This window comes from Rhodopirellula maiorica SM1 (assembly GCF_000346295.1).
In the GTDB taxonomy this organism is placed as follows: domain Bacteria; phylum Planctomycetota; class Planctomycetia; order Pirellulales; family Pirellulaceae; genus Novipirellula; species Novipirellula maiorica.
In genome coordinates, this window is record NZ_ANOG01000911.1 from 1 (window position 1) to 13,973 (window position 13,973).

Sequence of the window (13,973 nt, forward strand, 5' to 3'; positions counted from 1 at the left end):
GCTTCGGGCAACTACGAAACCGCAGGGGCGACACCGCCGCCGAAGCAAAGCGGGGCTATAAGTGGGCGATGAGCCGCGGCATTTGGGGGAACATGAACACTATCAAACCACCAAACGGTTATGTGTGCGTCAACACCAACGTGTTCAGTGATGGTATCTACCCCGCCAGCAGTCGCCATCAGGGCGGATGTCATGTTTTGATGGGCGACGGAGCTGTGAAGTTCATCACCGATTCGATCGAAGCGGGCAGTCAAACAAGTGCCCATGTTGGCAATCAATCGGGACAACTTCCAGCGGGCTCGCAATCTCCATTTGGTTTGTGGGGATCATTAGGCACGCGAGCATCAAAAGAAGTCATCTCGTCCGAGTTTTAGTCTTCGCTGAATGCTCAAACCCAGAGTGCTGTCGCAGTTTGAAAATAGGGTTGGCCGTAGCGGAAGTCGTCAACGGCTTTTTGATTTAGTTAGCCGCTTGGGCGCTAGCCCCGGTTTCGTCACCGCAGAACCGGGGCTAGCGCCCAAACGGCTAACATCAATTTTCGAAGATCGATTAAATCAACAAGTCGTCAACGGCTTTCGTCGAATCCGGCCAGCCGACCGATACTCACTCACATCAGTTCGGCCAACTTTAAACTTTGGCTGCGGGCCAGCACTAAAACAGTTTCCATCCCATTCGCTACGTCGACCAAGTCGCTTCCCCCTTCGAGAACAATAGAGATGACTCACCTTTTCCATCGCGTCAGTTTGCTGGCGTTTGCCCTGATGTTTTCATTTGTCCTCGGCTGCTCTGAGTCGAGTCAACCTACCGTCGTCTCGGACGAAGACGAGTTGGCTCAGTATGCGGCTGAAAACCCAACGCCAACGGACATCGATCCCGCCTTGGCCGATAAATAATCGATCGCACCTCGGTCGGATGAATCACCGATTGCGTTTCGCAGACTTCCTGAAACCTCGATCAAGAATTGGTCGAGGTTTTTTGTGGGCTGTCGGTGCGAGGTGGCGGGATCGTCCAAGTCACTAGATCGACTTGCGAATGCGTTGGAAACCCTCTTTGATCTCGCCACCAACCAATTTCATCGCATCCCAGACATCTTCACCTGATTCTTCGACAGCGTCTTTCAGCGGTTCGTAGCGACGGTTCAAATCTTCGAGCTTTTTGCCCAAAGCCTGCCATTCACTTTTCGCCTCTTGCTTGCCGAGATGAATTTGTAACGCCAATTCATCACGTTCTTCTTTGAGGTCGTTGATCATGTTGCGGACCAAACGTCGAGCGGAAACAGGCATGGCACCAGTCCTGAGCAAGTGGTTGTGTTGAAAAAGCGGAACGCCACGAGCGAATGGAAAATCAGGAAGCGAATCGGGAAGAAAACCAGATCGCCCATGCCGTTCCGCGAAACGATTGCTGCCAAGATTACGCTTTGACAGCGAGATTTGGACACGGCTTCCCGCGACCACTTTGTTTCGTGCGTCTAATCGCAATGTGGACTCACTACCTATCAAACACTTTGACCGTAGCGATCGCTATAAAATGCAACTCGTGTACCAATATGCGAAGCCGTTGCCGCGCTGGGAAACAAGCCGCGATTCGCGGCGTTCGATTCGAATCTGGCGAGCCAATCTGGCACAGTCGCCGAGCAGGATTGTGCCGACGAAGCACAACATCGACGAGCACCACCGACGCAAGTCGCTCTCATGGAACGCGTTGACGATCGCGTTCGACCTCGTCACTCCATCGATCTAAAGCCTCGTTCATGCGGGCAGCGCGTTCGGGATACTGCGCTGAAACATCATGCGACTCGGTCGGATCCGACGACAAATCATAAAGAGCGGGCGGGCGTTTTGATTCCTCTTTTGGAATGCTTCGGGTCACATAGGGACGGACCAGTTTCCAGTCGCCTTCACGCATCGCAGCGTTATGCGAATAGAGGGGGTCCTTGCGATTCCACTGCCAAAAATGCGGTTGCGGCAGAGCATCCTTCACTGGCTGGCCCCGTAGAAGTCCCGCCAAACTTCTGCCGTCAAGCTTCAAGTGACCAGGAATCTCGAGTTGGCAGAGATCCATCAGCGTTGGCAACACGTCCGCGAAATGGATCACCTCGTCACGTTCACTTGCAACCAACTGCTCGGGCCAGCGAATCATCAACGGAACGTGGATGCCTCCCTCGTAAACCGTGTATTTTGTACCTCGTAATTCTGCATTGAATCGTGAACTCACGAGCGGGTCAGGACCATTATCACTAGCAAAAATGAGAATCGTCTTCTCGCGAAGTTTCAATCGATCTAATTCGCTGAGCAGTTCACCGATGCCTTCGTCCATGATTTCGATCATCGCGTAGACGGTTGCCGTATCCCGGTCGAACCCCTTGTTCAAATACGGCTGAATACGATTCTCTGGAGCACCAAGTGGGCGATGGGGTGCATAGTGGGCGAGATGAAGAAAGAAGGGATGCTGTTGATGACGGCGTATAAAATGGACAGCGCGGTCCGATAGATCATTCGTCAAGTATTGATTGGACTCGGCGTGCAGTTGTCCTTGGACCCGCAGTTTGTAATCGAAATAACTGGGAACGTGCATGTGGTCGACAAAGCCTTCGAACTCATCAAACCCTCTGGCCATAGGCTGGTATTCGGCGCCGTCACCGCAATGCCATTTGCCGATCAATCCGGTGGTATAAGCGCTGTCCTGGAACAGGTTGGCAAGTGTCGTCTCGTCCTTTCGCAATCGAGTCAACTGTGGATAACGCTGTTGGTTCAAAGTCACCACGCCCGTGCGATGCGGATAGCGTCCTGTGAACAAACTGGCCCGGGCAGGTGCGCAAACCGGTGCCGCAGAGTAGGCGTTTTCAAACCATACACTTTCTTTTTTCAAACGATCCAGATTTGGCGTGCGGTTGCGATTGCCGTTGCGACAGCCGAGATCGCCAATCCCCATATCATCGGCGAGGATAAGAATCACGTTTGGCTTGACCGTCAAATCGTTGGCTTCCTGAGCATCCGCCGAACGCGATAGAATACCAACACCAAACAGAAGCGGCAGAAGTAGAAAAATAGAGAGCGGCTTGAAATTCCTTGACATGTTCATATTCGCTGGTGATGAAAATTTTTTGCAACAGCCGACATCGTCATTTTCGTTGTATTAGAAACCGAAAAAAAGGCAGCGAGACCCTGGTCTCACTGCCTTTTTAAATATTCACGATAGGCGATCCCGATTGTTGCGACAGCGAGCTGCCAGCTCAGCTATCCGGCGGACATCGTCGATCAGATGCCTTCTTCGCCCTCAACGTATTCTTCGGTTTCCTTGTACGCTTCGTCTTCTTCGAGACCAGCATCCTCCACACCGGGGTTGGTGGCAGTCGAACCACATCCGACAAGCGGCATGCAGAGACATCCGGCGAACAACAAAAACGCAGAAGTTTTCAGCAAAGCGGAAATATTCATGGGGCAATCGAAAGTGAGTGAGTAAAAAATGAAAACACGGACAGGATCCCCGACCGCCGCAACGCGGCAGCCGGGCACATCAGAAATTCAGCATACCGTATTCGATAGAACGGACAGCTGATCATTAGACAGTGAGGGTGTTAGAGCGATTCCACATCAATGACTTCGCCTTCGCCAATTCCACCCACCGCACGCCAGGTGAGAAAGTCAACGGATTCCGTCACGAATTTGACCGATCCATCTCCCATCAGCGACTGGACACCGCCGGTATGCAGCGACCGGGTCGCGTACATGTTGCGATCACTGTTGGCACCACAATCCCAAAGTTTTGAATTGGGGACCATCAGCGTATTAAACGAAACCTCGTTTGGGGAATAGCCTCTCAACCAAGTCATCCCACGTGCACGTCCTGAATTGGTATCCGGACTGCCTGTCATCGGACAACCATTGTCCGTCGCCGTCGCGATCAAATCACCGACGGCCCCCGTTGTTTGGGCTTCATAAGACCGCGTGCCCCGCATCGTTGAATTGGTATTAATACGGGGATGTCCGATGACACCTTCGGAAACGGCCACGGTATTAGATAGTCCATCAAGCACGTCGCGGAACTTGCGATAGCGAGCTTTGATGCTGGAATCGGTGGCGTGCGAGCGGATCGCGTCGAAAAAGCCAAGTCCTTCTTTGTTCCAACGCAACCGACTGTCGGGCCCTGTACAAGCAAAATAGTTCATCGGCGCATAAGCTTGATGTGATGGCGATCCCGAATGACGTGCCGTCGTCGAGTCGTACCAAATACTTGCCCCCGTACCCGGATCGGTCGGGCAACGAAACGCTTCCACGACGGTCGGGGCTACGATGTCAAAGGTGTCATTAGGACGCCACGTACCGGAATACCAGTTGTGCAGCGAATAGTCGATCTTTTCGTAAAGTCCCGGCTGCTCGATAAATGGCAACAGTCGAGATGACCAACTAAAGTTCTGAGTATTCCAGTTGTTGACAACACCAGGATTGATTTGGTCGTGGCGGTCACGCAGCGCCGGTATCGCCTTGTACGTGCTGTGGTAGTTGTGGATCGCAAGTCCAATCTGTTTCAGATTGTTAGAACACTGCATCCGCCGAGCGGCCTCGCGAGCCGCTTGAACCGCGGGCAATAACAAGCCCACTAATACGCCGATGATCGCGATTACGACCAACAATTCGACAAGGGTGAAACCAAGTCTTTTTTTAGTCATCACTGCAAAGTCCCCTCAGAGATGGAAAACAAAAACGAAAAGATGGACAGAGCTGATAAGGAGCACAAAAGGTAAGATAAGAGTGTTTTATGCCCCCTAAGTTGACTCTGTGTCATCCGGTTCTACCCAATCCAGACCTCTGCTGCAACAATTTTCAGGGGGGGACTCTTGCTTTTTCTCATCTTTTTGTTCCGTCCCACGCCACGTTACTCTATAGAAAGCACCACTAAATCTATAGAAACAACACGCTTGTTCCGGCCTTTTGCATTGTTTTTGCGGCGACTGCAAAAAACTCAATCCAAAGGGGGCTGCCACCCCCTCTCTCTATTGAGTTTGGCGTAGAATTTTCTTTACCGAATCCAATGATCGGTAAAACGAAGCCCCGGAGCGAAATCGGTCATGGGCATATGGCAGGACAGACAGGCGGAATCGGCCGGTTGCTGCGAACACGTCACGACCTCCGTGATCGGGTGTGATTGCGAGGCTGAATCCTGCGGCGGCGAAGTGTGGCAATCCCGACAAATGGCCTCGAAAAATTCAGGCTCGGTGCGTGAAGGCAAGTGTGGATCGTGACAGGTGATGCAGTCCATCCTTGGGTAGCGTCCGGCATTCTCCGCCGCGTTGGCGACTTGGAAACAACGACTCATCGCCAGCCCGACGGGGGCAAATCGAACGAGGTGGGTTTGATCGACTGAAATCTCGTACGATTTCATTTCATCCGCTCGTCGGTGACACTCGCCACAACGATTGATTGATTCCAGTGGCGTTAGTTTGCTCCACCCCTGCAGCAAGGGAAGACTCCCTCCGGACCGCGCATGCTCGGCTGCTCCGAAATGACAGCGGCTGCAATCCAAATTCGCGATCATACAGTCGTTATCGGGCAGCGTGACGCTAGCGGATCCTTTTGCTGCGTCGGATGGCGAATCGGAGTCCATTTCCAACTCGCAGTGTTGCGGTCGGCCAAAGTCGTTCTCCGCCGGCAACCGGCTGACGTGGCAGCCGAAACAACGCCGCGTATCGGCCGCCGCTTGATAATTTCCCAACCGCAGTGGACTCGAATTGACGGCCGATGCACCGGGTGTGGTACGCAATTGACCATCGGCATATGACGATACAAAAAGCTGGGTTGACCCCTCGGCATCGAGTGAAACAGGCGTCAAGGCGTGGCGTCCTGAACCAAATACCCAATCCACTCGGCGTCGGTAATCTAGGTCGTTACTTTTGAACCACAACTCGTCTTGCTCCACCGAAAACGAGAATTGGCGGCCATCGATCTCGACGGACTGACCGGCAAACGCTGACAACATCGCCGGGTCGTTTCCCCGCCGTAGCGTATTGGAATGAGGAGCGGTGGCGAAATCGGCGACAATTCCGCTGTGGCATTCCGCACAACTCGGTGACGCCAAACGCGGCATCCCCGCTTCCAATCGGCTGACCGGACGCGGCGACGATCCTTGCATCGTCACAACCATCAACAAGCCAACGACGAGTGCAGCAAGGCTGGCCGTCAGAGCGGTGACGTTAAGTGATTTCAAGCGAAGACTTCTACCCATGTTTCAACTTCAAAATTCGTCAGAAGACGTCTGCGACGGGTGCAATTCACTCTCGCGAACTTCGACCAATCGTTTGATCTCGTCGACGGCCGGATTGGATTCGAACCACTGCAGGTATCGATCAGCTATTTCGTGTTCTCCTGCCTCGATCGCCCCGCAAAGTCCAGCATACATCAATTGTGAATGTTCGACGCCCAATTGGGATTGAAAGTCGGCCGATACCATCAGTGTCTGAGGACCCTCTTGCAGGTATGCCGCCACCCGCCTGCGAAGTTCATCGCTGAATGGGTTTGACTCCGGCACAGCCCAACGTGGGAATAACGAAGATTTCTCTGCCACCGACTTGATGTCCATCGGTGTTGAACAATCGCCGTTCGCAAGTGGCTCGCTTGCGGCAAAGTAGCGAAACCAACTCGGTGCACCCGCGGCAACGATCTCAGCATTCGCGAGTTCCGTCTGACAACGTGTCATCGCACACGCCAATGGCACTGATTCGGGAAAGGCTTGGCGTCCAACAAACAGCACCCTTAGGGCGGCATAGCGAAGCCCCATGGCTCGAAACACTTCGGATTGACGATACGCTTGATCGGCATCGACGATGATGGGTGCGAAACCCCAACGATCACGATCAAACAGCGAACTCGACGAGCGAGGAAACGAATACTGCCAATTTTGAAACTCGACGATCTCGCGGTTCGTCAGCGTTTCGATCATTTGATCGGCATAGTGTTTATCACCAGCAGCGGCATAGGGGATGACGGGTGAATCGAGCGAAAGTGGCTTCCAAATCGACGGCTCTAATCCACGAATTAACTCGGTATCCCGATTCGATACGAGCAACAACGTGGTTTCACGATGCTCTAGCGTCAGCCAATATCCGCCCTGGGAACCGTCGCTGAGCCAATAGCTCATCAACCGCTGCTGACGTAAATCATCGATCACTCGGTGATGTTCGGCAAAGCGTCCCGCGATCACCGCGCGATGGGCAACATCCTGAAGTCGCACCGCCTCGGCGTCGCTTGCATCGGAGAGTTCACGAAGCTGCGGAATCTGCCACGCCAACATTCCGCCGCTACGGGTGTCATCGGCAAATGCGGTGCCGTAAGGCTCAGTCTGCTGCAACGCCAATTGCAACATTCGATTGTCAAGCGATGCATCGATTCCCCATCCCATCGTCGCCACCAATCCGCTGTATGGCAACGCGACTGCGATTCCCATGGCTGCCGCCAAGTAGCCGAGCCAGTGCGATCGTGACAAGGCTAGGTTGGATATGCGATATTGCCCATCACGGTGCCAAGAGACTAGCAAGTCAGCCGCAATCCACGTGGTGGCAATTGCAAGATTGTGCATTGATGACCACGCCAACCACTGCATCCACGCAAAACAAAACAGCCCACGAGGCATTCGGCGGCGACCAAAGGTTTGTGTCGCGATCCAAATCATGGTCAGCAGCAGAAATGAAACCGCCGCTGGGCTTGCCAATCCTGCGAACAGCGGTTGCCACGGAGTGCCAGCGAACAATGCGGAAGGATTTCGCCAAACTGGGAAAATGCTAGACAGTGAATCGGTCCAAGCGAAAACGCCGCGAGGATTAATGCAACCACCCACCAGCATCAAGATTGCCAATATCCAATTCCTGCGGTGTCCCGTCTCACGCACTAGGCTGGCGACGCAACTGTAAGCAATCCATACGATCAAGCCCACCAGAATTCCGAGTGCCAGGTTGCTCCAGACTATAAACATGCCGATGGCGGTCACCCTCGGCGAAATCGGCTTTCGGCGATCACTCGGCGACGCATCCGCCTGTTCCGATTTCCGGTGCATCAAACCGACCAACACGACCATCGCAAGACAATCGAAAAAGGTAGGCGTCAATTCGAAATGCCTCGCTACCGCGATCAACGCCAACGTTACGACGAACCATGCCAACGGTCGGACAAAACCACTCGAGCGCCGCGGGGCCAGAATCAAACCAATACAACCGGAAATTAACAGCACTCGGCACATCATCAACCCGTGTCCGCCCAGGAATTGATAGACGGCAAAAATGGGTAGCCCGCCCAACCAATCGGCTTCAGCCAACGTTTCCTGGGTCAGCAGCGATCGGCTCGGCGTGATCGAGCCGCCGGCAACCTCGCGTCCTCGGCTGAGTTGCCACCAAAAATCGTCTGCCGAAAAAGGTTGAAATGCGAACACGACTGACAAACAGACGACCGCTAACCACTGCACGCCGTATTGAAAACGGCCTGCATTGCTTTTAAGGGGCGACATACCGAGGTGGGCTGAATGATCAACGGCAATCGAGGCGGCTTTGGCAACTTTGGAACGCATGGCTGCCGATTGTAGAACAATCCTGACGCCATGTTGAGAGAAGCAACCGGATTCGCACAAGAACGCGGCTCATTTGACCGAGGTGCCGTCACAGCCAAGGCGGAACCTCATTGAGCGAATCTTCCCCGCCAAGACAAATCGGCGTCGATCAAATTTCTAGGGCAGGTAATCCGATTGGCGAAGCAGGTACGGTGCGACGCGTGACATGATCGCGGGGTTGCCTTCGTAGGCCTGCCAACTATGCGTCTTGCCGACACTGCGGCTGACGTTCAGCTGTTGGACTTTGTAACCATCCACCCCCAATCGTGATGGCGATAAACCGACAGAGCCAAGCGCCGCCGGTCCCCCGCGACCGTTCAACCGTGGATACCAATGAAGCACCGAATCGGACGGGTTGTACATAATCAGCATGCGTTCAACTTGGGTTAGCGCTCTGCCGTGATGATGATTTGGCAACAGCCAATCACAGTCCAGCGCCGATGCGAACAAGGCCACTCGGACCGGCGGGCGCAGCGAGGCGTTCGTGGTTGCGAGTTGACGACCGGAAATCGTGCCACCCGCTCGAAAATGTAATGCCGCGGTGATCATTCGTGGGCCGTAACTGGTACCAAACAGGCTGATGGGGACCCTTGGATCGATTTGTTCCAACAACCAAGCAAGATAGTAACCATGCATTTCGCTCCGCTGCGCCTTGATCTGCGCATCGGGTCGCGGACGAATTCCGATTCGATCGCTTGGCCACGAAATCATCACCAAGCGAAAACGATCATTCGGTGATGGAGCGGCTCGCTGCAATTGACAATAAATTGATTTTGCGCGGCCCCACGCCTCTTGGGCACTGACCCTATTTTCATGCACATAGATACACAGAGGCACCGGGTCGGCGGCGACATCGCCATTGACGCAGTTCAAAAAGTTTCCCAGGTTGGCTTGTTGCCAAGGAACACTCGGATCACTCGACCAGAACTTGATTTGATTTGTTTGATTCAGCGACGGAGCACAACTCGAAGCGGCTCGCGTGCTGACCAACCACAATCGGTTCGAGAGCGTTTCATCGGCAAGGGCAAGGTTGTTCGGGCAAAGCAGACCTAGGACGAACGTCGCAAACAATGGCAACCCAAATAGTCCACGAGCGGAATGCGATCGAGGTCGTAACATGCTTCGCAGGTTCATGATGTACGCGATAAAGTGGGTGAGGGGTGTGAGACGAAATGCAGCGAACGCAAGTCAATCAACAAGCAGATCAAAACGTGTCTATCGACCCAGTCATCTTAGTCGACCGGCAAGCCCAAGTCGCTCTAATCGCAAATGACAATTCGGCGACTGGCTGTTCGCTAAATTCTGCGACAATATCGATAGCAGTGGCTTGCCATGTTAGTCCCGCTATCTCCATCGGACGATGCTACTTCGGTTCCTCTTCCTTGATTTTTAACACTTTGAATTGATGGCCACCTTGCGTGTGCGTCGCCCCACTGACACCACCATTGGGGTCGACATCAAATTCGATACTGGCCTCGACCACTTGCCAGTGAAACTTGGTCTTGTTTTCTGGCAGAATCGCCAATTCGGGCTGAGTGCCGAGTTTCGCAAGCAAGCGGTCACCATCGCGGCGGATCGTCATTTTTGCTTGCACATAATCGTACACTCCGACGTAGCGATCAAGTATCTCGCTCGGAAGTTCGACAACGACGTGATCGGGCAACCGGCGGACATCCATCGTTTGCCCGTTCTGAGTATGTTTGGCGCCGGTACAGAGGCCTTCGGCATTGATCTGAAAGGCTACCGATGCATCAACGATCTTCCAAAAAAATTCGGTTTCACTCTTAGGATAGATTTCCGCTTTGCCTTGTCCGGTCAATTGCGCGAACAGGTGCCCGTCTTCGAGCGTGACGACCAAAACGGCCACGCCATAGTCGTAGCGGCCGACATAGCGGGCAAGGATCTCAGTCGTGACCATGCTGTCGACCTGATGGACCACTGGCGGTTCCATTTCCGCATCCAAAAACAGCTCCGCGATCTTCCGCGTCACACTCTCAGGAGTCATCTCGGGAACCGATGGAGACGCGTTGTGCAGCGCGATCACTGTTAGATTTTGATCGGGATACCGAATCAAGCTGCTGACAAAACCATTCAGTCCGCCGTTATGGCTGATCGTCCGTAGCCCACGATGTTCGCCGATCAACCACCCGTACCCATAACCATTTTGGTAGGGCGTAAAGGCTTTTTCTCTCAAGTCAGACGTAAGCACTTGTCCGCTGAAGACAGCCTCATTCCACAACATCAAATCATCGACGGTCGAATACATCGCACCGGCGCCACCGACTTGTGACATGTGCCAATTGAGCGCGGGTTGGAATGAATCGTCTTGGAGTGAGTAGCCGCGAGCTTCGTTTTCCAAGTTCAAATCGGGCGAGTGAATGCCGGTGTCCGTCATTCCCAATGGCTGAAAAAAGGTGTCTTGCAAATAGTCGCCAAAGGTTTTTCCGGAAACTTGCGCGACGATGTGGCCCAGCAGGAAATAGCCTGAATTGTTGTAATGGTATTTTGTTCCCGGTTTAAAGGACAACGGCAGACCTTGGAACGAAGCGATCACGTCCGCGTCGGTTGTCGGCTGCGAGACTCGCTGCCAGAACTCTGCCGTTTCAGTGAAGCTAGGGATGCCCGACGTATGAGTCAGCAAGTGATGAATCGTGATTTCGTCCCCGCGTGAAAACGTCGGCAGGAATTGATCAAGCGTATCATCGAGCGTCAGTTTTTCATCGGCAACCAAACGCAAGATCGCCGCGGCGGTGAATTGTTTCGTGATCGAGCCGATGCGAAATTTTGTTTTTGCTGTAGCCGCTTTCTCGTTCTCGAGATCGGCCAATCCAATCGTACGGCGATAAATGACTTCGCCGTCACGGGCGACAAGCAGCGAAAGCGCAGGCAGCTCGGATGCATCAACGCCATCCAGCTTTTGATCCAGCTGCTTTACAAACGTTTGGGTGTCCGAGCTCTCCGCGGTGGCAGCGTCCGTGGTGTTAGAAGTGCCGGACGCGCCAGGGTCTTGAGCGTCAACCAGCCCCGTCATTGTGACGCCCAAAATCGTGACGCCCAATACGATCAACAAGAGTGTCAATGTCGAGCCGCCCAGGCGGCAATTGCAGAACAACGTCATCGGAAACCCTGGTTCGAACACAAACGGTACATGGCCAGACACATCCTTGTTCAGCCCATTCTATCGCAGAAGAGTCACCGAATGGTCGAGTATCCCCTAACACAATGAGCAAACCGGTAGGGAATACCTGTTATTCTTGAGGTCGGCCAATCCAGGTTGATTTTGAGTTCGCGACATAAAACCCGAGGCAACTGCCATGACACGCGCCGCCAGACGCAACGAACGAACGGTTGTTTTGACGATTATCGTCGTGGGATTTCTTCTGTTTTTATTACTCAGTGCAAGCGTGGTGGCGTTTGCGGCTTGGAAGGTCTATCAAGATGTTTTTGTCGTCGCGGAGAACCCAGCGACATCGCCAGATCATCTGCATCCTGAGCAAGAGCCCGTCACAGAGGTCAGCGGCGATCTTGATCCCGCGGTTAGCGCACCGATGCCTTCGGTCCCTCCGCCGATCGAACCTCGATCCGATCCGTCCGCTGAGTTCGCCTCCCTGAACGATCTCGGCGGCAGCGTCCCCGGCGACGATGAAACGGCAGTCCGTTTCATCACCGACCTCCCTTCGCTCGGACCTGAGGTTCCCAAGACACTTGGTCCCACTAAATCGCCGATCAAGTACGCTTGGAATTCTGTTGATGCGTTGGTTTACGACTTTGAGATCGAAGCCGAATTGGGATCGCGAAAAATCAAATATCGTGGTCGCAATACAATCCAAAAAACAGACAAGCGTCCCAATGCTGTCGACGTCGATGATCAAACCGGCGAGGGAACTGGCAGCGGTTTTGTGATTCACCCGCAAGGCATTGTGGTGACGTGTGCTCACGTCGTCAAAGGTGCCACCCGTATTCAGGCGGTGATCGAAGAATCGGAATATAGTGCGACCGTAATCAAGCTGGACTTCGAAAATGATTTGGCGGTGCTTCGAGTGGAACAGAACAAGCTTCCCTTTTTGACGTTTGCCGATTCGGACCAAGTCCATTTGGGGCAAGACGTCCGCGCGATTGGCTATCCGTTGTCCGACGTTTTGGGCGAGTCGATCAAAGTCACCAAGGGAGAGGTATCGGGACGAGGCAGACCGGGTGGAGTCGACGGGTTTCAGATCGATGCCACGGTGAATCCAGGCAACAGCGGCGGACCGCTCGTCGACGACGCAGGGCGACTCGTCGGCGTCACCAGTTCACTGCTCGCTGGGGCAGGCATTTCCGAAGTCGGCTTTGCGATCCCGGCAAACAAGGTGACACAGATCGCCGAGCAGTTGGGGGTTCCCATCGTGATCGAGGACCAGGCCACTGCAATCTCTGCAGCCGATGTTATTGATCGGGTCAGTCCCGCCACCGTGCTGTTGAAAGTCACGGTCGGCCCTGGTGGTGTCGGGATGCAACAACCGCACACGATGGAATACTCGGGCTATGTCTACCAAGATCGCCTGCCCACAGCAGGAAATTTTTCTACGGGGCTACCACGAGACGAACGCTTCTCCGGAACATTCCAAGTCGATACATCTGGTGAACTCTATAGCGATGACACTGATGGCATGATGCCTATGATGCTGGGCGGTGCTAGCCAGATCGGAATCGAAGTATTACCGGACTCGTCGCCCGGCCGCACGGTTTCTCGCAATCAGATCATGATCCCTCAGCAGCGGCCGGCACCATCGGGACCCGATCTAGATCCGTACGGTTTCGGAAGCTTTGCATCACGAAGACGTGCACCTTGGATACGCCAACAAACACCGCCTGCAAAGACGTCCAAATGGTTGCTCGGCACCGAATCGACAACCGTCACACTCGGCAAAACTCTCCCCGACGGGATCGAGCTGGAAAAATCTTATTCGCTGAGGGTCGAGGGCGAATCCAAGGACCCGCAACCGATGACCATCGTTGGGTTGGGGAAAGGAAAATTTGATCCGCGGGCAGGCCGGATGTTGAACATGAATTACAAGGTGACGATTACGGTGAACCAGGACAATATTACCGCGAAAATCCCAATCACGATGAACTATCGACTGGTCGATGAAAGGGCACTAGAAAACGAACGCCAAGCCAGAAAAGAACGCGAACAAAATCGAATGCGGGAAAAGGCTCGAGCACTCGAAAATTCGGGGTTTGCATCACCGCAACAGACATCGACCGCAGTCGACAACGACATCGAGTTCGAAAGTGTCAAATCCGTCCCCGAGTCAACCAATTTGAATAAGTTTGATCCAGACAAATGATGGTTTACCGAATGATCCGCGTCCTTTCTCTTGCCGTCTTGCTGGTGCTTG

The 13,973-nt window shown here is 53.7% G+C and carries 11 protein-coding genes; 3 read left to right on the plus strand and 8 right to left on the minus strand.

The window, feature by feature from the left end; all coding sequences use genetic code 11:
- Together RMSM_RS28900 and RMSM_RS41420 are read left to right on the plus strand one after the other, a co-directional pair.
- A partial coding sequence (locus RMSM_RS28900; protein ID WP_040769953.1) for a DUF1559 family PulG-like putative transporter occupies positions 1–374 on the plus strand: 374 nt, incomplete at its 5' end.
- A 342-nt stretch (positions 375–716) separates the two neighbouring features.
- The gene (locus tag RMSM_RS41420) at positions 717–893 is read left to right on the plus strand and encodes a hypothetical protein (protein WP_008705683.1); all 177 of its coding nucleotides are present in this window, start codon (positions 717–719) and stop codon (positions 891–893) included.
- A gap of 123 nt (positions 894–1,016) precedes the next feature.
- Here the strand turns inward: RMSM_RS41420 and RMSM_RS28910 are convergent, their stop codons facing one another.
- From RMSM_RS28910 to RMSM_RS37490, 8 genes are all read right to left on the minus strand, one after another.
- Positions 1,017–1,283, minus strand: a complete 267-nt coding sequence (locus RMSM_RS28910) for a hypothetical protein (protein ID WP_040769965.1) — start codon at positions 1,281–1,283, stop codon at positions 1,017–1,019.
- Positions 1,284–1,689: 406 nt separating this feature from the next.
- Entirely contained in the window at positions 1,690–3,075 is a 1,386-nt protein-coding gene (locus RMSM_RS28920) for an arylsulfatase (protein ID WP_160168403.1), read from the minus strand.
- A gap of 182 nt (positions 3,076–3,257) precedes the next feature.
- Positions 3,258–3,437 (minus strand): hypothetical protein, encoded by a 180-nt coding sequence (locus tag RMSM_RS28925; RefSeq protein WP_008705689.1) that lies wholly within the window; start codon positions 3,435–3,437, stop codon positions 3,258–3,260.
- Between the two features lie 140 nt (positions 3,438–3,577).
- The gene (locus tag RMSM_RS28930; protein ID WP_008705690.1) at positions 3,578–4,669 is read right to left on the minus strand and encodes a DUF1559 domain-containing protein; all 1,092 of its coding nucleotides are present in this window, start codon (positions 4,667–4,669) and stop codon (positions 3,578–3,580) included.
- A gap of 350 nt (positions 4,670–5,019) precedes the next feature.
- A complete protein-coding gene (locus RMSM_RS28935; protein ID WP_040769961.1) occupies positions 5,020–6,204 on the minus strand; it encodes a hypothetical protein in 1,185 nt (394 codons plus the stop codon).
- 27 nt (positions 6,205–6,231) lie between these two features.
- Positions 6,232–8,553, minus strand: a complete 2,322-nt coding sequence (locus RMSM_RS28940) for a hypothetical protein (RefSeq protein WP_008705696.1) — start codon at positions 8,551–8,553, stop codon at positions 6,232–6,234.
- 156 nt (positions 8,554–8,709) lie between these two features.
- A complete protein-coding gene (locus RMSM_RS28945) occupies positions 8,710–9,711 on the minus strand; it encodes a hypothetical protein (RefSeq protein ID WP_040769963.1) in 1,002 nt (333 codons plus the stop codon).
- A gap of 244 nt (positions 9,712–9,955) precedes the next feature.
- Positions 9,956–11,710 carry a serine hydrolase gene (locus tag RMSM_RS37490; RefSeq protein WP_052031854.1) on the minus strand — a complete coding sequence of 585 codons (1,755 nt, stop codon included), beginning with the start codon at positions 11,708–11,710 and terminating at the stop codon, positions 9,956–9,958.
- Between the two features lie 196 nt (positions 11,711–11,906).
- Here RMSM_RS37490 and RMSM_RS37495 point away from each other — a divergent pair, with 196 nt between their 5' ends.
- A complete protein-coding gene (locus RMSM_RS37495; protein WP_008705702.1) occupies positions 11,907–13,922 on the plus strand; it encodes a S1C family serine protease in 2,016 nt (671 codons plus the stop codon).
- The last annotated feature ends 51 nt before the right edge of the window (positions 13,923–13,973 follow it).

Bases quoted from the DNA above. Each gene is read 5' to 3' on its own strand.
- RMSM_RS28925 (WP_008705689.1), bottom strand. From the start codon at position 3,437: ATGAATATTTCCGCTTTGCTGAAAACTTCTGCGTTTTTGTTGTTCGCC.
- RMSM_RS37495 (WP_008705702.1), top strand. From the start codon at position 11,907: ATGACACGCGCCGCCAGACGCAACGAACGAACGGTTGTTTTGACGATT.
- RMSM_RS41420 (WP_008705683.1), top strand. From the start codon at position 717: ATGACTCACCTTTTCCATCGCGTCAGTTTGCTGGCGTTTGCCCTGATG.
- RMSM_RS28920 (WP_160168403.1), bottom strand. From the start codon at position 3,075: ATGTCAAGGAATTTCAAGCCGCTCTCTATTTTTCTACTTCTGCCGCTT.
- RMSM_RS28910 (WP_040769965.1), bottom strand. From the start codon at position 1,283: ATGCCTGTTTCCGCTCGACGTTTGGTCCGCAACATGATCAACGACCTC.
- RMSM_RS28930 (WP_008705690.1), bottom strand. From the start codon at position 4,669: ATGACTAAAAAAAGACTTGGTTTCACCCTTGTCGAATTGTTGGTCGTA.
- RMSM_RS28945 (WP_040769963.1), bottom strand. From the start codon at position 9,711: ATGTTACGACCTCGATCGCATTCCGCTCGTGGACTATTTGGGTTGCCA.
- RMSM_RS37490 (WP_052031854.1), bottom strand. From the start codon at position 11,710: ATGACGTTGTTCTGCAATTGCCGCCTGGGCGGCTCGACATTGACACTC.
- RMSM_RS28940 (WP_008705696.1), bottom strand. From the start codon at position 8,553: ATGCGTTCCAAAGTTGCCAAAGCCGCCTCGATTGCCGTTGATCATTCA.